Genomic DNA, 19,356 nt, shown 5'->3' on the forward strand with positions numbered 1-19,356 from the left:
TTGATTTAAATCGTCAATCGTCGTTAAGATGAACTCATTTTATTTCGGGAGTAAGTTTGTTAGGGGGATATAGTGTTATGATTGAGCTTAAAAATTTAGTTAAGCAATATACTTCGAAGTCTAAAAAAGTAACAGCTGTCGATCAAGTTGATTTAAACATCGATACTGGAACAATTTTCGGAATAATCGGATTTTCGGGAGCTGGAAAAAGTACGTTAGTGCGTTTATTGAATTATCTGGAAGCACCAACATCTGGTGACGTTATTATTGGTGGTGATCATATTGGTCAATTAACCAAAGCGGCATTAAGGAAAAAACGCCAAAAAGTAAGTATGATTTTTCAGCATTTCAACTTACTTTGGTCTCGTACCGTATTAGATAACATTAAGTTTCCTCTTGAAGTGGCAGGTGTACCTAAGCGTGAAGCTAAAACTAAGGCACTTCATTTAATTGAAAGAGTAGGATTAGAGGGAAGGGAGAATGCTTACCCATCTGAGTTATCTGGAGGACAAAAGCAAAGAGTTGGTATTGCTAGAGCGTTAGCAAATGACCCAGAAGTCTTGTTATGTGACGAAGCGACGAGTGCCTTAGATCCACAAACGACAGATGAAATTTTAGATTTGCTAGTGGAGCTCAAAAAAGAAAAGAACTTAACCATCGTTGTCATTACCCATGAGATGAATGTCATTCGACGTATTTGCGATGAGGTAGCAGTGATGGAACAAGGGCGAGTGATTGAACAAGGAGAGGTCTCTGAAGTCTTTCAAAACCCTAAACACAAGGTTACTAAACGTTTTGTTCGAGAAGATTTAGAACCTTCAAATGATGAAGACGACATCACTAGTACTATCCCGCTAGAAAAGGATGATATGTTAGTCAAGTTCATTTTCTCAGGGGAACATACGACAGAACCTGTCATTTCGTACATTACGCGCACACATCAAATTGCTGCAAATATTCTTGAAGGAAATATCAAAAACACAAAAACTGGCGCAGTTGGTTTTTTACTTGTACATATTACAGCCATCTCACAAGATCAATTTAAGGCATTGGAAGAAGATTTAAGTACGAAAAATATTGCTGTGGAGGTGGTCCGTCATGGGTAAGAGCTTTAGTGAGATTATCCAAGAAATGATTACAATGCCTAATGTCCAATGGGAGGAAGTATGGACCGCTACATATGAAACGCTCTATATGACGGTAGTATCGACCTTATTTTCATTTGTATTAGGTTTGATTTTAGGGATTATCTTGTTTTTAACTTCAAAAAGTAAATCTAAAATAGGACGTATTTTCTACGGCATCGTTTCATTTTTTGTAAACCTATTTCGTGCCATTCCGTTCATTATTTTGATTTTACTATTAATTCCTTTTACAAGTTTAATTTTAGGTACGATTAGTGGTCCAACGGGTGCCTTACCCGCGTTAATTATAGGAGCATCACCATTCTATGGTCGTTTAGTAGAGATTGCATTAAAAGAAATTGATAAAGGTGTCATTGAAGCTGCGCGTTCCATGGGCGCTAATACTTGGGTGATTGTATTAAAGGTATTAATTCCGGAATCTTCACCAGCGCTAGTTTCTGGTATTACAGTAACTGCGATTGCACTTGTTGGTTCTACTGCCATTGCAGGGGTTATCGGTGCAGGTGGTCTTGGAAACTTAGCATATCTCACAGGATTTACACGTAACCAAAATGACGTCATTTTAATTTCTACCATTTTGATTTTAATTATTGTTTTTATCATTCAATTCTTAGGGGATTGGATTACAAATAAAATTGATAAAAGATAACTGATTATAAAGGGGGAAGATCAATATGAAAAGAGTTTTATCGTTAGTAGTTATTTTAACATTAGGGATTGTCCTTGCAGCTTGTGGCAATGATTCTAAAGGTGAAAAAGGAGATACAAGTGATGCAAACGGCGGTAATGGTGAGGATAAAAAAATCGTTGTCGGTGCTTCACCAGCGCCACATGCTGAAATTTTAGAAGAAGCTAAGCCGATTTTAGAAAAAGAAGGATATGATTTAGAAATTAAAACAATTAATGATTATACTACACCTAACAAATTATTAGATGCGGGAGAATTAGATGCTAACTTCTTCCAACACACACCATATCTTGAAACTGAAAAGAAAGATAAAGGCTACAAAATTGAATCAGCAGGCGATGTACATTTGGAACCAATGGCTGTTTACTCTCAAAAATATGATAGCTTAAAAGACTTACCAGACAATGCAGAAGTCTTTGTTTCAAACAATCCAGCTGAGCAAGGTCGTTTCTTAAAGTTTTTCGTAGATGAAGGTCTCGTTACAATTAAAGATGGTGTTGATATTAAAGATGCAACATTTGACGACATTAAAGAGAATAAAAAGAACATTAAATTTAACGATGATCAAGCAGCTGAATTCTTACCAAAAACATATCAAAATAAAGAAGGAGATGCGGTTATCTTAAACTCAAACTTTGCAATTGAACAAGGCTTAAATCCACAAAAAGATTCTATTGCAGTAGAGGATGCTAAAGATAATCCATACGCTAATTTAATTGCCGTTCAAGAAGGTCATAAAGATGATGAAAAAATTAAAGCATTAGTAAAAGCACTTCAATCTGATGATATTAAAAACTTTATTGAAGACAAATACAAAGGTGCAGTAGTACCAGCAGAATAATAATTAACTGAAAGATGGGCATACGATGTAAGAGATATAGCGCACTAGAACAATCTGATTAAACGCTAGTTAGACTTTTACATCGTAGCTCGTCTTTTTACATATCAAGGGGGACATAGTATGAAAAGAAAAGTGTTGCTATTTGGAACGACATTAATTGCTTTGTTAGTTGTGTTATCAGCTTGCAATCAAAATGAATCAGCAGATAGTTCAGAAGATAAAAAAATAGTAGTAGCTGCTACACCCACACCACATGGAGAAGTCGCTAAAAAGGCAGGCGAACTTTTAAAGGACAAAGGCTATGAAGTGGAAGTGCGTGAAGTGAATGATTACAAAATACCTAATAAATTATTAGATGAAGGCGATGTTGATGCCAATATGTTCCAACATGTACCATACTTAGAAGCGGAGAAAGCGTCACATGGTTACAAAGTGGAAGAGGTTGGAAAAGTATTGACGACACCAATGGGCGTCTATAGTAAAAAATACGATAGCTTAAAAGAGTTACCTAAAGGTGCAAAAATTTATATTTCAAACAATCCTGCAGAAGAAGGCCGTTTTTTATCCTTTTTTGTTAAAGAAGGCTTAATCAAAATTAAAGATGGGGTTAAGATTGAAGATGCGAAATTAGATGACATTGTTGAAAATAAAAAAGATTTACAATTTGATAATCAACAAGGCGCAGAATTTTTACCTAAGACATATAATAATGGAGAAGGCGACGCAGTCATTATGAATTCTAATTATGCCATTGATAATGGTTTGAAACCACTAAAGGATTCTATCGCAGTAGAGGATGAATCATCACCGTTTGCTAATATTTTAGCAGTACAAGAAGGACATAAAAACGATCAAAAGTATCAAGATTTCCTCGAAGCGTTACAATCTAAAGAAATACAAGACTATATCAATGAAGAGTTTGATGGGGCGGTCATTCCAGCTAAATAACGACCAACGTGATATAAAAAATGAGCGGTAAAGAAGAGGGAGACATATAATGCTCTGGGAAACCGATTAACGGTGTCCCAAAAGCAGGATTTTCGGCAGAAAGTTCACGATTCGCCAAAATTTGAAAAACAATTTTAGCTCGTCGTTCGCTTCTGCTCAAATCCTGAACGCTTTTGTCCCAACCTCCTACTTTACCGCTCATTTTAGTTGATTATTTATCGCTAAGTTACGCTTCAGTATATTTACCAAGTATATGGCTGACAAGGAAGCCAACCACGAGTGTAATAATGGAAATAATCCAAGATAACCCAGTAGTTGGTAACCCAGGAAATACTGAGAAAAGCGACCCAATGACTAAACCTAGAATCGCAGCATAAGTTAAGTACGTATACTTGCTTAGTAAAAATTTGATTAACTTACTAGCAACTAAAAATCCACATATCACGCCTAAACCAACCAAGATAATAACCGGTAAAGCTGAGAAGTTTAAGCGTACAATTTCTGAAATTGCAAAAGTAACGGTTCCGTAAACACCAAATAATAGTAAAACAAAAGAACCAGATACACCTGGTAATAACATCGCACTCGATGCACAGATACCTGCAATGAAGTATTTAACCATCATACCTACCGACATATCAATCGTACTTGGTTTAGCTTCCGAATGACCTCCAGAAATGAGCGATAGTATTACTAATACTACGATAGCGATCACAACCACAAGCCAGTGTTTGGCCGTGTAAGTTTGTTTAAAATGAGAAATTCTTAATAGAAACGGAATAAGTCCGAGTATTAAACCGGTAAAGAAAAACATAGTTGGGACTTCATGTTCAGCGAGTAAATAATTAATTACGCTACTTAATATCCCAAGTGCTAATCCCATTCCAATCACAATTGGAAGTAAAAACATAATACTTTTTTTGAAATGCTTAGAAAATATACCACTTACTGACGTAATAAAATCATCATAAATACCTAAGAGTAAAGCGATTGTCCCGCCACTTACACCGGGAACTAGGTCACTTGAGCCCATCGCAAAGCCTTTAATGATATTTTTAAATTTAAATTGAGACATGGAATATAGTTCCTTTCGATTTAATGTTCTTTTTAGTGTCCATTATCATACCATAATATTGCCTAAATGTTTTCAATTTAATCATAAGACTTTAGACCTAATGAGAACAACGTCCTTGTTATTATCAATACTTAGCTATGAAATTAAGATAAATTATATTCAAAATAAGCGAAAACTATAAACGGTAGTGGTTTATAAATCCCATTATTTTGGTTATAATGAGGCATGGAGTATAAAAGTAACCCTTTTTGACGTTACATTAAAATTATTATAAACTAAGGTATGGAATTAAACATAAACTTGGAGGGAATCATAATGCCATCAACATTAGAAATTAAAGACTTACATGTGTCTATTGACGATAAAGAGATATTAAAAGGTGTTAATTTAACAATTAATACAGGTGAGATTCACGCAATCATGGGACCTAACGGTACTGGTAAATCAACATTATCATCAGCAATCATGGGTCACCCAGCATATGAAGTAACAAAAGGTGAAGTATTATTAGACGGCGTGAACGTTTTAGAATTAGAAGTAGATGAACGTGCAAAAGCAGGTTTATTCTTAGCAATGCAATATCCATCAGAAATTAGTGGTGTAACAAACGCAGACTTCATGCGTTCAGCAATCAATGCACAACGTGAAGAAGGTCAAGAAGTTAACTTAATGCAATACATTAAACAATTAGATAAGCAAATGGACTTCTTAGAAATGGATAAAGATATGGCTCAACGTTACCTTAACGAAGGTTTCTCTGGCGGTGAGAAAAAACGTAACGAAATTTTACAATTAATGATGTTAGAGCCTAAATTCGCAATTTTAGACGAAATTGACTCTGGTCTTGATATCGACGCATTAAAAGTTGTATCAAAAGGTATCAACGAAATGCGCGGAGACGAATTCGGTTCATTAATCATTACGCACTATCAACGTTTATTAAACTACATTACACCTGATCAAGTACATGTAATGTACAACGGTATTATCGTTAAATCTGGCGGTGCAGAATTAGCGAAACGTTTAGAAGAAGAAGGTTACGAATGGGTTAAAGAAGAATACGAAGCAACAAATGCGTAATCACCATCATCAATAGGAGGAAATAGGTATGACTACTGAAACATTAAAAATTTCTGAAACTCAACTTACTGACTATTCACAAGCCCATCAAGAACCTTCATGGATGACATCTTTAAGAAAAGATGCGCTTAAACAAATTGAGTCTTTAGAAATGCCAAAACCAGATAAAACAAAAATCACAAAATGGGATTTTGATTCATTTAAACAACATGAAACAACTGGCTCTGAGTTCAATAGCTTAGATGAATTACCACACGAAATTGACCGTATTATTAATGTGGATGATACAGAGAACTTAATTATTCAACATAATAATACGCTAGCTTATACTCAAGTTAATGAGTCAGCTAAAAAAGACGGTGTGATCATTGAACACATCAGCGAAGCACTTCAAAATCATAGCGATCTTGTTGAAAAATACTATATGAAAGATGCAGTAACAGTTGATGAGCATCGTTTAACAGCGTTACATGCGGCATTAATGAATGGTGGCGTTTTTATCTACGTACCTAAAAATGTGGTAGTAGAACATCCAATTCAATATGTAGTATTACATGACGATGAACAAGCAAGTTTCTTTAACCACGTATTAGTGGTCACTGAAGAAAGTGCAGAAGTAACATACGTTGAAAACTACTTATCAACAACAAGCGGTGAAAGTAATCAACTTAACTTAGTTTCAGAAGTGATTGCTGGCGCTAATTCAAAAATCTCATATGGTTCAGTTGATTTCTTAGATAAAGGATTTACAGGTCATATTATCCGTCGTGGTACAACTGCAAATGACGCAACAATCAATTGGTCATTAGGTTTAATGAATGAAGGCGATCAAATCATTGATAACACAACAAACTTAGTCGGTGATCGTTCAACTTCAGAATTAAAATCAGTAGTTGTTGGCCGAGGCGATCAAAAAATCAACTTAACATCTCAAATTATTCAATATGGTAAAGAGACAGATGGTTACATCTTAAAACACGGTGTAATGAAAGAAAATGCATCATCTATCTTTAATGGTATTGGTTACATTAAAAATGGTGGTTCAAAATCATCAGCTAACCAAGAATCACGTGTGTTAATGTTATCTGAAAATGCACGCGGAGATGCCAACCCTATTTTATTAATTGACGAAGATGATGTAGAAGCAGGTCACGCAGCTTCAGTAGGTCGAGTAGATCCAGAACAATTATATTATTTAATGAGCCGAGGCATTTCACAAGAAGAAGCAGAACGTTTAGTTATTCACGGCTTCTTAGACCCTGTAGTGCGTGAGTTGCCTATCCAAGATGTACAACGTCAATTACGAGAAGTAATCGAACTTAAAGTTGGTAAATAATATTAAATAGAAAGGTCTGTGATCGAAGTGACCAATACACAATTAAATGTTGACACAATCATTCAAGACTTTCCTATTTTAAATCAACAAGTCAATGGAAAGCGCTTGGCGTATTTAGATTCCACTGCAACAAGCCAAAAACCAAAACAAGTTATTGAAGCACTTGATGATTATTACGAACGTTATAATTCGAATGTTCATAGAGGTGTTCATACGTTAGGGTCACTTGCTACAGATGGTTATGAAGGTGCGCGTGAAACAGTAAGACGTTTTATTCATGCACAATATTTTGAGGAAATTATTTTTACACGTGGTACCACAGCAGCGATTAATTTAATTGCACATAGCTATGGCGATGCGAATGTTCAAGAAGGCGATGAGATTGTTGTGACACAAATGGAACATCACGCCAATCTCGTACCATGGCAACAACTTGCTAAGCGAAAAGGTGCAACATTAAAATTTATTCCAATGACAGATTCAGGAGAATTAACGTTATCTGCTGTAGAAGAGACAATTACTGATAAAACAAAAATTGTGGCTGTAGCACATGTTTCCAATGTATTAGGTACCATTAACGATATTGAATCTATCGCGAAAGTTGCGCATGAACATGGTGCAATTATAGCGGTTGATGGTGCCCAATCTGTGCCACACATGAAGGTGGATGTTCAAGCATTAGATGTTGATTTCTATAGCTTTAGTGGCCACAAAATGTTAGGTCCTACTGGTGTCGGTGTACTGTATGGTAAACGTCACTTACTCAATGAAATGGAACCTACTGAATTCGGTGGGGATATGATTGATTTTGTAGACTTATATGACAGTACATGGACAGACTTACCGACGAAGTTTGAAGCAGGAACACCACTTATTGCTCAAGCGATTGGCTTAAAAGCTGCCATCGAGTATATCGAAGAAGTCGGATTTGAGGCTATTCATGAACATGAAGCAATGCTAACGCAGTATGCTTATGAACAAATGTCACAAATTGAAGGCATTGATATTTATGGACCAAGTGCTGATAAACGCGCAGGCATCATCACATTCAACCTTCAAGATGTGCATCCACACGATGTAGCGACAGCTTTAGATACAGAAGGTGTGGCTGTACGCGCAGGTCATCACTGTGCACAACCACTTATGAAATGGTTAAATGTATCTTCAACAGCACGTGCAAGTTTTTATATCTATAATACTAAAGAAGATATCGATCAACTTGTAGAAGGGTTGAAACGAACTAAGGAGTTTTTCTCATATGAATTTTAATAATCTAGATCAATTGTATCGTTCTGTTATTATGGATCACTATAAAAACCCTCGTAATAAAGGTGTCATTGAAGATGGTACAATGACAGTTGATATGAATAACCCAACGTGTGGGGATCGCATCCGTCTTACATTTGATGTGCAAGATGGAATCATTCATGATGCTAAGTTCGAAGGTGAAGGTTGCTCTATTTCAATGTCTAGTGCTTCAATGATGACAGAAGCGATTAAAGGTCATAGTTTAAAAGAAGCAATGCAAATGAGCCAAGAATTCACAAAAATGATGCTTGGTGAAGACTTTGAAATTACTGAAGACATGGGAGATATCGAAGCATTACAAGGTGTCTCTCAATTCCCAGCACGTATTAAATGTGCAACTTTAGCATGGAAAGCGCTTGAAAAGGGTACAGTAGAAAAAGAAGGTAAATTAGAAGAATAACATCAAAGTAACTTGTGATGTCGACATAAAAAGTTGAACGGTTTAATTAGAGGACTGAGAGATAAAATATTAACGCTCAGGGATGTCGATGAATGATGTCCCAACCTCTAGACGACCGGTTCAACACGTATAAGAGATGAATATATAATAGGAGTGATACACATGGCTAAAAAAGCACCAGATTTGGGCGATTACAAATATGGTTTCCATGATGAAGACGTCTCAATTTTTAGATCTGAACGTGGTTTAACAGAAGATATTGTACGTGAAATTTCTAAAATGAAAGATGAACCAGAATGGATGTTAGATTTCCGTCTTAAAGCATTAAAATTATTCTATAAAATGCCGATGCCACAATGGGGCGGAGACTTATCAGAATTAGATTTTGATGACATTACGTATTATGTTAAACCTTCAGAGCGTTCTGAACGTTCTTGGGATGAAGTACCAGAAGAAATTAAACGTACATTTGATAAATTAGGTATTCCTGAAGCGGAACAAAAATATTTAGCAGGTGTGTCAGCACAATACGAATCTGAAGTTGTTTATCACAATATGGAACAAGAGCTTGAAGAAAAAGGTATTGTCTTCAAAGATACTGATACAGCATTAAAAGAAAATGAAGACTTATTTAAAGAATATTTTGCGTCTGTTGTACCAGCAGGCGATAACAAATTCGCAGCATTAAACTCTGCAGTATGGTCTGGTGGATCATTCATTTATATTCCAAAAAATGTTCAATTAGATACACCACTACAAGCTTATTTCCGTATTAACTCAGAAAATATGGGTCAATTCGAACGTACATTAATCATTGCAGATGAAGGTGCTTCAGTGAACTATGTAGAAGGATGTACAGCACCAGTTTATACAACAAACTCACTTCACTCTGCAGTAGTAGAAATCATTGTGCATAAAGACGCACACGTACGTTATACTACAATCCAAAACTGGGCTAATAACGTATACAACCTAGTTACAAAACGTACACTTGTTCATGAAAATGGTAATATGGAATGGGTTGACGGTAACTTAGGTTCTAAATTAACAATGAAATACCCTTCATGTGTCCTAGTTGGTGAAGGTGCAAAAGGTAACACATTATCAATTGCATTCGCAGGTAAAGGACAAGTTCAAGATGCTGGGGCTAAAATGATGCATAAAGCACCAAACACATCTTCTACAATTGTTTCAAAATCAATTGCTAAAGATGGCGGTAAAGTGAACTATCGTGGTATGGTTCATTTCGGACGTAAAGCTAAAGGTGCACGTGCTAACATTGAATGTGACACGTTAATCTTAGATAAAGAATCTACATCAGATACAATTCCATATAATGAAGTATTCAACGACAATATTTCATTAGAACACGAAGCAAAAGTATCTAAAGTATCTGAAGAACAATTATTCTATTTAATGTCACGTGGTATTTCTGAAGAAGAAGCGACAGAAATGATCGTAATGGGCTTTATTGAACCATTCACAAAAGAATTACCAATGGAATATGCTGTTGAAATGAACCGACTTATCAAATTCGAAATGGAAGGTTCAATCGGATAAATCATGATAGCAGCTTGAGGTTGGGACAAAATCCTGCTTTTGGGAGACCGTTAATCGGTTTTCCAGAGCATTAAAACGTTATGTCTCAGCCCCACGAACGGTGAGGAATGTATAAATCATTTCTCACCGTTTTTTTATACATAACATTCTATTAAGTTAAGCAAGTCAAAATAAAGATAAAATATTATTTATATAATGATTAAATGGTTTGTAACATCTAAGAGTTATAATTTACAATTTTTTAATATTATGGTTTAATTAGCATACAAACTTATCAACTTTAAATAAGTTTAATGTCAAACCTTGCTCTCTGGAGTGAGGTTTTTTTATAACAATATGTAATCTGCCAGTCATATAAAACGAAGGGGGAATTATTTGTTATATACAATTACATCCACACTGCCTAGAATTCATGGAGGTAGAACGAAATCATTATTAAATCGAATTAAATTTCTGGAAGATCATCTTGGTGAAAAATCGGTTATATTTACCACAAACTATGATCCAGATTATTTAAATATATACGAAGACTTTAAAGAGAGAGGCATTATCAATGATACTTTAGAAATAAAAAATATTTACGAATGGTTATCTGGTCATAAATTACTCGAAAAATATTCAAAGTCATTTTTGTTTAATAAAGGTGTTAATACAACTGAAGTAAGCATTCCGAATTTAAAAGAAAAAATAGACAAAAATATTGTGAGATATTATAAAGATGAAGTGTACGTTTTATATAGGCAATTTTATGAGGATACTAATGTATTAAAGTTTGAGGATTTCATGTCTCCCATTTCAAAAAAGAAATTAGAAAGAAGAGAATATACTAAAATGGGAGTACTTCATAGAATTACAAATTATTCAGCTTCCACATATAACAAGTTATATGAGGAATATTATGATAAAAAAGGGACTTTATATTTAAAAAAGTTTTTCTCAGAGTCTGAAAAAAATAAAGTATTATATATTGTATATTATCGCAATAATGCACCATTTAAGTTCTTTAAAAATATGAAAGAACTGTTTACTTATTATTTTAATCACGTCCTTGAAGATGGTGCTATTGTCTTTAATGATGCTAGGTTACTAGATAAGTCATTAATAGAGTGTAAGAGAAATTTAAAAAGAGTAGTCGTTTTTCACAGTACCCATCTATCAGGAGATGAAATTAGACAATCTTATAAATTAGCATTTAATAATAATGAAAAGATTGATAAATATATTGTATTAACACATCATCAAAAGCAAGATATTCAACGTGAATTTGGAATTGAAGATCATAAAATCAATGTGATTCCTCACTTTGTTGAAACAATCAATGACAATGAGCCAGGAGATAAGAAAGATCAATTTTGTTATGTAGGTCGAATTGCAAAAGAAAAACAAATTAATCATATCATCTTAGCTTTTAGTCACTATCTGAAAAAAGGCTATCACTCGAAGTTATTAATATGTGGAAATGATGAGGATGGTGAAAAAACCGAATTATTAACCCTCGTTAAGGAATTGGGCATAGAAAATGATGTAGCATTTAAAAACTATATTGATCACATTAGTGAGGTATATCGTGATTCTATCGCCTCTATATTAACAAGTAAATTTGAAGGATTTGGGCTAACGATTATGGAAAGTTTAAATGAGGGGTGTCCAGTTATCGCTTATGATACCAAATACGGCCCAAACGAACTGATAGCACATCATCAAAACGGTATCTTAGTCGATAAAGATAATATAGATGAATTAGCTATTGCTATGGAAAATATTAGAAATCATCCTTTAAAAAATGTAAAATTAAATGAAAACTTTAGCAAACAAACTGCTATAAGTAATTATAAAAATTTATTAGAACAATTAAAAAAGTAGAAAGCATAAAAATGGAGAGATTGAATTGAATCAACTATCAATTATTATCACATATTATAATAAAGAAGATTATATATTAGATTGTATTGAAAGTTTAAAAAAACAAAGAAATCAACATTTTGATGTCATTCTTGTTGATGATGGATCAACGGATGCATCGAATGATGTCATAAAAGAAGCAGTGAGTGATTATGATAAAAACATACAATACCTTAAATTAGAACATAACTGTGGTCATGCGCATGCTAGAAATAAAGGATTAGAACAAGTGACAACGCCTTATTTCATGTTTTTAGATGCAGATGATCAATTAGCAAGTTAGGCCGTTGAGTATTATTTGTCTAAGGTGAATGGATTGGATGGGTTAATTGCACCAGTTCATAAATTTACGATAAATAGACCTCAATATATAGATAAAAATCAAATCAGAGTTGAATATTTAAATCAAAAATCAAACCCGAATTCCTTTTTAAGAAAAAATACAGCCTGTAATATCTTGTTTAAAACAGCAATTGTGAAAGGGCATCATATTAGATTTAACGAAGATTTAAATATATACACAGATACTTCATTTGTACTGGAATATATTAACTATGCAGAAAGATTTGTACGAATATTTGATTTTCCTTTTTATTTCAGAGGCGAAGTGTATGATCCTTTTGAAAAAAATACATTGAGTGACCAAGATTTTATTTTAACTTTTGAAGATTACGTTAATAGTTATATTGATGCAGTGAATAGAACAAATAACAAAAAGATATTAAACTTCTTAACTAGTAAAATGAAATCAAAAATTAAAAATGGTTTTGATCCTTCTGTAAGAGATATTGAATCAAGATACTATATGCTTGAGGAACCATTAGTAAAAATTGTTAAAACAATCAAATGGGATTTAATTAAAGATGCCAAGTTACTTTATAAATTAGAATTGTTATTTTTATCGATGAACGCGGTGGATAATGCGAAATATATGAATCAGTTAAGAAGTGTGAGCAGACATGTAAAAAATATCCTCCAAAACAATAAAATGAAAAATCGATCTAAATACCAATTAACTGATAAAGAAGCATTAGTTGATGCGAATACCATTGTTTTTGAATCTTTTGGTGGTAAAAATTATAGCGACAGTCCTAAATATATTTATGAATATATGCAAGAAAATTATCCAACATTGAATTATATTTGGGTATTTAAGAAGCCAGAGGACAATGTCATTATGGGTAATGCGAAGAAAGTAAAAAAAGGTTCTAAATCCTACTATGATGCGTATTCAAAAGCTAAGTTTTGGGTAACGAATGCAAGATTGCCTTTATATTTAAATAAGAAAGAAAATCAAGTGTATATTCAAACTTGGCACGGCACGCCGTTAAAACGTTTAGCGAATGATATGAAGGTAGTTAGAATGCCGGGAACGACAACGGCCAATTACAAAAAGAACTTTTATGCAGAAACATCAAGATGGGATTATCTCGTTTCACCCAATAGATATTCGACTGACATATTTAAAACTGCATTTTGGATGGATGACGAGCGAAATTGGGAAATCGGTTATCCACGTAACGATGTATTAGTGAATAGACGTGATGATCAAGCGTACATTGAAAAAATTAAAAAAGAATTGAACCTACCAAAAGATAAGAAAGTGATTATGTACGCGCCGACATGGAGAGACGATGAATTTGTTAAAAAAGGAAAATACCTTTTTGAGTTGAAAATTAACTTAGAAAACTTACAAAAAGAGATTGGTGAAGAGTATGTCATTTTATTAAGAATGCATTATCTCATCTCTAACGCTTTAGACTTAAGTGGTTATGAAGATTTTGCGATTGATGTTTCCAATTATAACGATATCTCTGAATTATATTTAATTTCAGATGCGCTTATTACGGATTACTCTTCAGTAATGTTCGACTTCGGTATTCTTAAAAGACCTCAATTTTTCTTTGCTTATGATATTGAGAAATATGACAAAGGATTAAGAGGTTTTTATATGGATTATATGAAAGAGTTACCGGGTGAAATTATCACAGATGAATTTGAATTGGCTGAGCAATTAAAAAATATTGATGAACATAAAGAAAAATATAAAGATAAAATTGAGAAGTTTTATGATAAATTCTGTTCTATTGAAAAAGGCCAATCTTCTAAATTAATAGGTGACTATATTTACAATCATTCAAAATAGTTGAGGACTGAGAGATCAATATTGATGGGCAGTCTCAAATAAGTTAAAAATTTATGAGATGGAACCATTTCGTTACATTAACAAATGGTTCCATTTTACTTTAGGCAAAATGAGCATAGGATTAAACGATGCGATATTGCTGTATTTCAACGCTATCTCATGATCATACATCTTGATTTTTTAGTATATTTCGGTAAAAATAAAATTATCTATAATGATTTTGAAGGTAGAAGAGTTAACCTAGAGGAGGAGCTGCTTAATGATCATTGCGATCATTGTATTAATCATTGTATCTTGCTTTTTTTCAGGCAGTGAAACAGCATTAACTGCAGCAAACAAGGTACGTTTAAAATCAGAAGCAGATCAACAAAATCAGCGATCTGCAAAGTTATTAAAATTACTTGAAAAACCGAGTGAGTTTATTACTACAATCCTTATCGGTAACAACATTGCTAATATTATATTACCTACATTAGTGACGATTCTAGCAGTTGAGGTTGGTATGAATGTCGGGGTGGCGTCTGCCATTTTAACTGTCGTTATCATTATTTTTGCAGAAGTGATTCCAAAATCCATAGCCGCTACATTTCCAGATCCTATTGCGCGATTCGTTTATCCAATTATTCGCTTTTTCGTCTTCATTTTTAAACCGATTACCATAGTGCTTAATGCATTAACAGATTGGATCAATCGTATTTTATCTCGTAATAATCAAAATCAAGGGATGTCTAAAGAAGAAGTACGTACAATGGTAGCAATTGCTGGTACAGAGGGTGCTTTTAATGAAATGGAACGCTCTCGTATCCAAGGTGTAATGGATTTTGATCGCTTAAAGGTCAACGATGTTAATAATACACCACGTGTGAATGTCACATCACTGTCTAATGAAGACACGTATGAGGAAGTCTATGATGTCGTCATGAATCATCCCTATACACGTTATCCGGTGTATGAAGGGGATATCGATAATGTGATCGGTGTATTTCACTCTAAATATTTATTAGCTTGGAGTAAAGCACCTGAAAAGACCATTACAGAATTTTGTTCTGAACCGTTATTTGTTTATGAACATAACCGAGCAGAATGGGTGTTACGTAAAATGACTGTGACACGTAAGCATATGGCGATTGTCTTAGATGAGTATGGTGGCACAGATTCCATTATTACGCATGAAGACTTAATTGAGGAAATGCTAGGAATGGAAATCGAGGATGAAATGGACCGAGAAGAAAATGAAAAGTTAAGAAAGGTTCGTTAAGCTCAACTAAATAGGAACTTGAACACAATTACGTCATTCAAAAGGGGGAGTCGCGATGTGGACATCGTCCCAAGTTGCTAAACACTGTCATATTCAATATCCAATTGTTCAAGCAGGAATGGCCGGTTCTACGACACCTGAACTAGTAGCTGCTGTCAGTAATAATGGTGGCCTAGGAACAATTGGGGCAGGTTATATGTCAGCGACACAACTTGAAAATGAAATTATTAAAGTTCAACAACTGACCAATCAACCATTTGCGGTGAATTTATTTGTGCCAGAGCCTATTGACTATGATATGGTGCACGTGCAACAAATGAAGCATACACTCGAACCGCTTCGCCAATCATTTGGAGTTAGCGAGCTAAAAATCAAAGCGCATGACGATGCAGAATTTGAAGAGAAAATAGCGTTACTCCTTAAATACCATGTACCAATTTGTAGTTTTACATTTGGGATGCCAAGTGAACAGATCATAGACAAGTTAAAACAAGCATCAGTCACTACAATAGGCAGTGCAACCACAGTTGAAGAAGCACAAGCGGTTGAACAAGCTGGGTGTGATATGGTCGTAGCACAAGGTAGTGAAGCGGGAGGACATAGAGGTAGTTTTACGTCTCAGGCACATACTCATTTGATCGGCACAATGGCCTTAGTCCCTCAAATAGTTGATCATGTTTCTATCCCTGTTATCGCTTCTGGCGGTATTATGGATGGTAGAGGTGTGTTAGCAAGTTTAGCGCTTGGAGCTAGCGGTGTTCAAATGGGGACTGCTTTCTTAACGACTACAGAAAGTAAAGCGGCTGATGTTCATAAAACAGCTATTGTCAATGCTAAAGAGACGGATGCGGTGCTTACCAATGTCTTTAGTGGAAAAATGGCAAGAGGGTTATATAACCATTTCATCGAGATGATGGAATCAACGTCAGTAACGCCACTGCCATATCCTATTCAAAATGATTTAACGAATGACATCCGTTCTGCAGCGAAACAAAAAGGTGATATAGAATGGACGCATTTATGGAGTGGTCAAGGTGTACGTTTAGCGCAAGAAATGAATGCTAAACAACTGATCACAAAGCTTAATCGTGAGGTCCAGCAGCGGATGCACGCATTAATAGATTAACAACATTTAAAATGTCGTTTTGATGCTTTAACGTTAGCTTACGCACGATGTTTGAGCCAATTTAATAACATTTCATGATGCACCGCTTCTGGGTTAATGCAGTCTAGATGATCTAGATAAGGTAATGCATACAATGTAATAAACGTATCATGCTTATAATTTTCTTGAACATACGACAGGGTCGTGTCTATATGCACAGAAGTATCATTGTACCCATGAATAATAAGGGTATCCGGTTCAACAGGTGTTTGCATTAATGGTGAAGCATCTTTTAGCACATGTGTTGAGGCATCTTTAAAATATTCTGCAGCAGCATCTTGACCTAAATGGTGATGTAACGTGTATAAAACATCAGTGACAGGGGCTAATGCTACCATATGATCAAAAAGGTGATGGTTGAGAAGCACGAGTTGACCACCTACTGAATGACCGATACCTATTAACTGTTTAGGACGATAATCAGAGTTTTTAAAAGTCTCTATAGCAGATGCCACGTCTTCGTTTGGGATGGGCCATGCATTCTCTGGACCACGTCGATATTCTACATTAACGACAGAATAACCTTCATCAACGAGAGCATCGATATAAGGGTTCATCATTTGTTTATCAAATCGTGATCGCCAATAACCTCCATGAACGAGTACAATCCAATGATCAGATTTATTTGATTCATGAGGGTATACATCAATGTGTTGATCGGAATGTGAACCATATTGTAATTGCTCAACCATATACAAAACTCCTTTATTTAGTCATTGTTATCATTCAATTCCCCTTAACTTTGTATATGAAACACCTTGGGCACGGCCGGACTATTTTAAGAAGGAATATGATAAGATAGAATAGGTGATGAATTTGATAGAGATTGGTTTAACAGGGTGGGGCGACCACGATACGCTCTATGAAGATGTGGCACGTTCTACTGATAAATTAAAAACATATGCAAGTCATTTTCCAGTTGTAGAGTTAGATGCCTCTTATTATGCAATTCAACCTGAACGTAATATTAAAAAGTGGATAGATGAGACGCCACAACGTTTTAAATTTGTGGTTAAAATTCATCAAGCTCTAACTTTGCACGCTGATTATCATGATTATGCAGATTCAATTGGTTCGTTATTTGATCAATTTAAAAAGATGGTTGAGCCACTTTCGGAAGCCAATAAATTGGCGATGATTTTAGTTCAATTTCCGCCGTGGTTCGATTGTAATACGAAAAACATTAATTATATTTTATATATAAAGCAACAACTTGAACCATTTCCAATATGTATTGAATTTCGACATCAATCTTGGTTTGCCGGGGAAATGAAAGAGCGGACGCTTAGCTTTTTAACAGAACATCAATTGATACATTCTGTGTGTGATGAACCTCAAGTAGGTGATGGCAGCATTCCATTCATTAATCGTATTACCCACTCAAAGGCATTAGTTCGATTACATGGTCGGAATACAAATGGGTGGCGAAAAAGAGATATGTCAGATCAAGAATGGCGAGATGTTCGATACTTGTATGATTATAATGAATCAGAATTGACGTCAATTGCTGAAAAAATTCAAGTGTTAAATCAAAAAGCTAAAAATGTGTATGTAGTATTTAACAATAATTCGGGTGGACATGCGGCTAATAATGCCAAACAGTTTCAACGATTGTTAAATATCGATTATACAGGATTAGCCCCGCAACAACTAAAGTTATTTTAAATAGGAGTGACATTAATGAGTTGGATTATATTAATTTTAATTGGTTTTTTATCGGCATTAGTGGGCTCCTTAGTAGGTATTGGTGGCGGTATTATTATTGTACCTACCCTTATATATTTTGGGATGAACTTAGATATCTTACATGGGGTAACGACGCAAACAGCCATCGGTACGTCTTCGATTATATTGATTATTACAGGCTTATCCTCAACACTGGGTTACTTAAAAGCAAAACAAGTCGATGTTAAAAATGGACTTTTATTTTTAATTGGTATTATTCCCGGTGCTATGATAGGGGCTTATCTTAGTCAATATCTAACACTTCAATCTTTTAATTTTTATTTCGGTATCTTTTTAATTATTGTCTCAATGATGTTAATGTTTAAGAATCACATCCCGCCTATTAAAATGTTTCAAAAACAACAATATATGAAAACGTTCATTGATAATGATGGTATACAACATCAATATGCTGTGGTCCCGTCAGTAGCTATTATTATATCATTTATTATTGGGGTACTGCAGGGCTTTTCGGCATTGGTGGTGGGGCGTTAATGACACCGCTTATGTTACTCGTTTTTCGTTTTCCACCGCATGTGGCTGTAGGAACAAGTATGATGATGATTTTCTTTTCTAGTGTGACGAGCTCTGTGGGTCATATTGCTTTAGGTCATGTGATTTGGGGTTATAGTATCATTCTTATTATTTCAAGTTGGATTGGTGCTAAAGTAGGTGTGAATATTAACAAACATGTGAAATCACAAACGGTGGTTACGATTTTACGTATTGTCATGTTAGCGCTAGGTGTTTACTTATTAATTCGTTCAATTTTATAGATT

At 34.6% G+C, this 19,356-nt stretch carries 16 protein-coding genes and 2 pseudogenes; 15 read left to right on the forward strand and 3 right to left on the reverse strand.

What is annotated here, in order from left to right; genetic code table 11:
* Nucleotides 1-77 precede the first annotated feature (77 nt).
* The 4 genes from ACEE93_RS01800 (at nucleotide 78) to ACEE93_RS01815 (ending at nucleotide 3,622) form a co-directional block, all read left to right on the forward strand.
* Nucleotides 78-1,106, forward strand: coding sequence for a methionine ABC transporter ATP-binding protein (locus ACEE93_RS01800; protein ID WP_449154644.1), 1,029 nt, complete (start codon nucleotides 78-80; stop codon nucleotides 1,104-1,106).
* Complete coding sequence (locus ACEE93_RS01805; RefSeq protein WP_449154645.1) at nucleotides 1,099-1,794, forward strand: methionine ABC transporter permease; 696 nt, start codon at nucleotides 1,099-1,101, stop codon at nucleotides 1,792-1,794. Before ACEE93_RS01800 ends, ACEE93_RS01805 begins: the two co-directional genes overlap by 8 nt.
* Nucleotides 1,795-1,819: 25 nt before the next feature.
* A complete protein-coding gene (locus ACEE93_RS01810) occupies nucleotides 1,820-2,674 on the forward strand; it encodes a MetQ/NlpA family ABC transporter substrate-binding protein (protein ID WP_449154646.1) in 855 nt (284 codons plus the stop codon).
* Nucleotides 2,675-2,794: 120 nt separating this feature from the next.
* Complete coding sequence (locus ACEE93_RS01815; RefSeq protein WP_449154647.1) at nucleotides 2,795-3,622, forward strand: MetQ/NlpA family ABC transporter substrate-binding protein; 828 nt, start codon at nucleotides 2,795-2,797, stop codon at nucleotides 3,620-3,622.
* Here the strand turns inward: ACEE93_RS01815 and ACEE93_RS01820 are convergent.
* A complete protein-coding gene (locus tag ACEE93_RS01820) occupies nucleotides 3,615-3,782 on the reverse strand; it encodes a hypothetical protein (RefSeq protein WP_449154648.1) in 168 nt (55 codons plus the stop codon). The two genes, ACEE93_RS01815 and ACEE93_RS01820, sit on opposite strands and share 8 nt — an antisense overlap.
* A gap of 66 nt (nucleotides 3,783-3,848) precedes the next feature.
* Nucleotides 3,849-4,697: a DUF368 domain-containing protein gene (locus ACEE93_RS01825; RefSeq protein WP_449154649.1), complete on the reverse strand. Its 849-nt coding sequence runs from the start codon at nucleotides 4,695-4,697 to the stop codon at nucleotides 3,849-3,851.
* 315 nt (nucleotides 4,698-5,012) lie between these two features.
* On the opposite strand from ACEE93_RS01825, the gene sufC reads away from it, so the two are divergent.
* From sufC to ACEE93_RS01870, 9 genes and pseudogenes are all read left to right on the forward strand, one after another.
* Complete coding sequence (sufC, locus tag ACEE93_RS01830; RefSeq protein WP_449154650.1) at nucleotides 5,013-5,777, forward strand: Fe-S cluster assembly ATPase SufC; 765 nt, start codon at nucleotides 5,013-5,015, stop codon at nucleotides 5,775-5,777.
* A 28-nt stretch (nucleotides 5,778-5,805) separates the two neighbouring features.
* The gene (sufD, locus tag ACEE93_RS01835) at nucleotides 5,806-7,113 is read left to right on the forward strand and encodes a Fe-S cluster assembly protein SufD (RefSeq protein WP_449156356.1); all 1,308 of its coding nucleotides are present in this window, start codon (nucleotides 5,806-5,808) and stop codon (nucleotides 7,111-7,113) included.
* A gap of 18 nt (nucleotides 7,114-7,131) precedes the next feature.
* Nucleotides 7,132-8,382 (forward strand): cysteine desulfurase, encoded by a 1,251-nt coding sequence (locus tag ACEE93_RS01840; protein ID WP_449154652.1) that lies wholly within the window; start codon nucleotides 7,132-7,134, stop codon nucleotides 8,380-8,382.
* Nucleotides 8,372-8,821: a Fe-S cluster assembly sulfur transfer protein SufU gene (gene sufU, locus ACEE93_RS01845; RefSeq protein WP_449154653.1), complete on the forward strand. Its 450-nt coding sequence runs from the start codon at nucleotides 8,372-8,374 to the stop codon at nucleotides 8,819-8,821. The genes ACEE93_RS01840 and sufU overlap by 11 nt, the downstream gene beginning before the upstream one ends.
* 162 nt (nucleotides 8,822-8,983) lie before the next feature.
* Nucleotides 8,984-10,381: a Fe-S cluster assembly protein SufB gene (gene sufB / locus ACEE93_RS01850; protein ID WP_449154654.1), complete on the forward strand. Its 1,398-nt coding sequence runs from the start codon at nucleotides 8,984-8,986 to the stop codon at nucleotides 10,379-10,381.
* Nucleotides 10,382-10,756: 375 nt separating this feature from the next.
* Nucleotides 10,757-12,244, forward strand: coding sequence for a glycosyltransferase (locus ACEE93_RS01855; RefSeq protein WP_449156357.1), 1,488 nt, complete (start codon nucleotides 10,757-10,759; stop codon nucleotides 12,242-12,244).
* Nucleotides 12,245-12,269: 25 nt separating this feature from the next.
* Nucleotides 12,270-14,429 (forward strand): annotated as a pseudogene (locus tag ACEE93_RS01860) (bifunctional glycosyltransferase/CDP-glycerol:glycerophosphate glycerophosphotransferase).
* Nucleotides 14,430-14,688: 259 nt separating this feature from the next.
* Complete coding sequence (locus ACEE93_RS01865; RefSeq protein WP_449154656.1) at nucleotides 14,689-15,687, forward strand: hemolysin family protein; 999 nt, start codon at nucleotides 14,689-14,691, stop codon at nucleotides 15,685-15,687.
* A gap of 55 nt (nucleotides 15,688-15,742) precedes the next feature.
* Nucleotides 15,743-16,813 (forward strand): NAD(P)H-dependent flavin oxidoreductase, encoded by a 1,071-nt coding sequence (locus tag ACEE93_RS01870; RefSeq protein ID WP_449154657.1) that lies wholly within the window; start codon nucleotides 15,743-15,745, stop codon nucleotides 16,811-16,813.
* A gap of 38 nt (nucleotides 16,814-16,851) precedes the next feature.
* Here ACEE93_RS01870 and ACEE93_RS01875 read toward each other — a convergent pair whose 3' ends face one another.
* On the reverse strand, nucleotides 16,852-17,544 hold the full coding sequence (locus ACEE93_RS01875) for an alpha/beta hydrolase (RefSeq protein ID WP_449154658.1): 693 nt from the start codon (nucleotides 17,542-17,544) through the stop codon (nucleotides 16,852-16,854).
* Nucleotides 17,545-17,668: 124 nt separating this feature from the next.
* Here ACEE93_RS01875 and ACEE93_RS01880 point away from each other — a divergent pair, with 124 nt between their 5' ends.
* Nucleotides 17,669-18,517: a DUF72 domain-containing protein gene (locus tag ACEE93_RS01880; protein WP_449154659.1), complete on the forward strand. Its 849-nt coding sequence runs from the start codon at nucleotides 17,669-17,671 to the stop codon at nucleotides 18,515-18,517.
* Nucleotides 18,518-18,532: 15 nt separating this feature from the next.
* Nucleotides 18,533-19,353 (forward strand): annotated as a pseudogene (locus tag ACEE93_RS01885) (sulfite exporter TauE/SafE family protein).
* Nucleotides 19,354-19,356: the final 3 nt, after the last annotated feature.

The sequence above is a fragment of the Staphylococcus sp. 11262D007BW genome, from assembly GCF_053547815.1.

Coding starts and splice junctions, on each gene's coding strand:
- ACEE93_RS01800 (WP_449154644.1), top strand. CDS start 78: ATGATTGAGCTTAAAAATTTAGTTAAGCAATATACTTCGAAGTCTAAA.
- ACEE93_RS01810 (WP_449154646.1), top strand. CDS start 1,820: ATGAAAAGAGTTTTATCGTTAGTAGTTATTTTAACATTAGGGATTGTC.
- ACEE93_RS01875 (WP_449154658.1), bottom strand. CDS start 17,544: ATGGTTGAGCAATTACAATATGGTTCACATTCCGATCAACACATTGAT.
- sufC (WP_449154650.1), top strand. CDS start 5,013: ATGCCATCAACATTAGAAATTAAAGACTTACATGTGTCTATTGACGAT.
- ACEE93_RS01865 (WP_449154656.1), top strand. CDS start 14,689: ATGATCATTGCGATCATTGTATTAATCATTGTATCTTGCTTTTTTTCA.
- sufB (WP_449154654.1), top strand. CDS start 8,984: ATGGCTAAAAAAGCACCAGATTTGGGCGATTACAAATATGGTTTCCAT.
- ACEE93_RS01870 (WP_449154657.1), top strand. CDS start 15,743: ATGTGGACATCGTCCCAAGTTGCTAAACACTGTCATATTCAATATCCA.
- sufU (WP_449154653.1), top strand. CDS start 8,372: ATGAATTTTAATAATCTAGATCAATTGTATCGTTCTGTTATTATGGAT.
- ACEE93_RS01825 (WP_449154649.1), bottom strand. CDS start 4,697: ATGTCTCAATTTAAATTTAAAAATATCATTAAAGGCTTTGCGATGGGC.
- ACEE93_RS01805 (WP_449154645.1), top strand. CDS start 1,099: ATGGGTAAGAGCTTTAGTGAGATTATCCAAGAAATGATTACAATGCCT.
- ACEE93_RS01815 (WP_449154647.1), top strand. CDS start 2,795: ATGAAAAGAAAAGTGTTGCTATTTGGAACGACATTAATTGCTTTGTTA.
- sufD (WP_449156356.1), top strand. CDS start 5,806: ATGACTACTGAAACATTAAAAATTTCTGAAACTCAACTTACTGACTAT.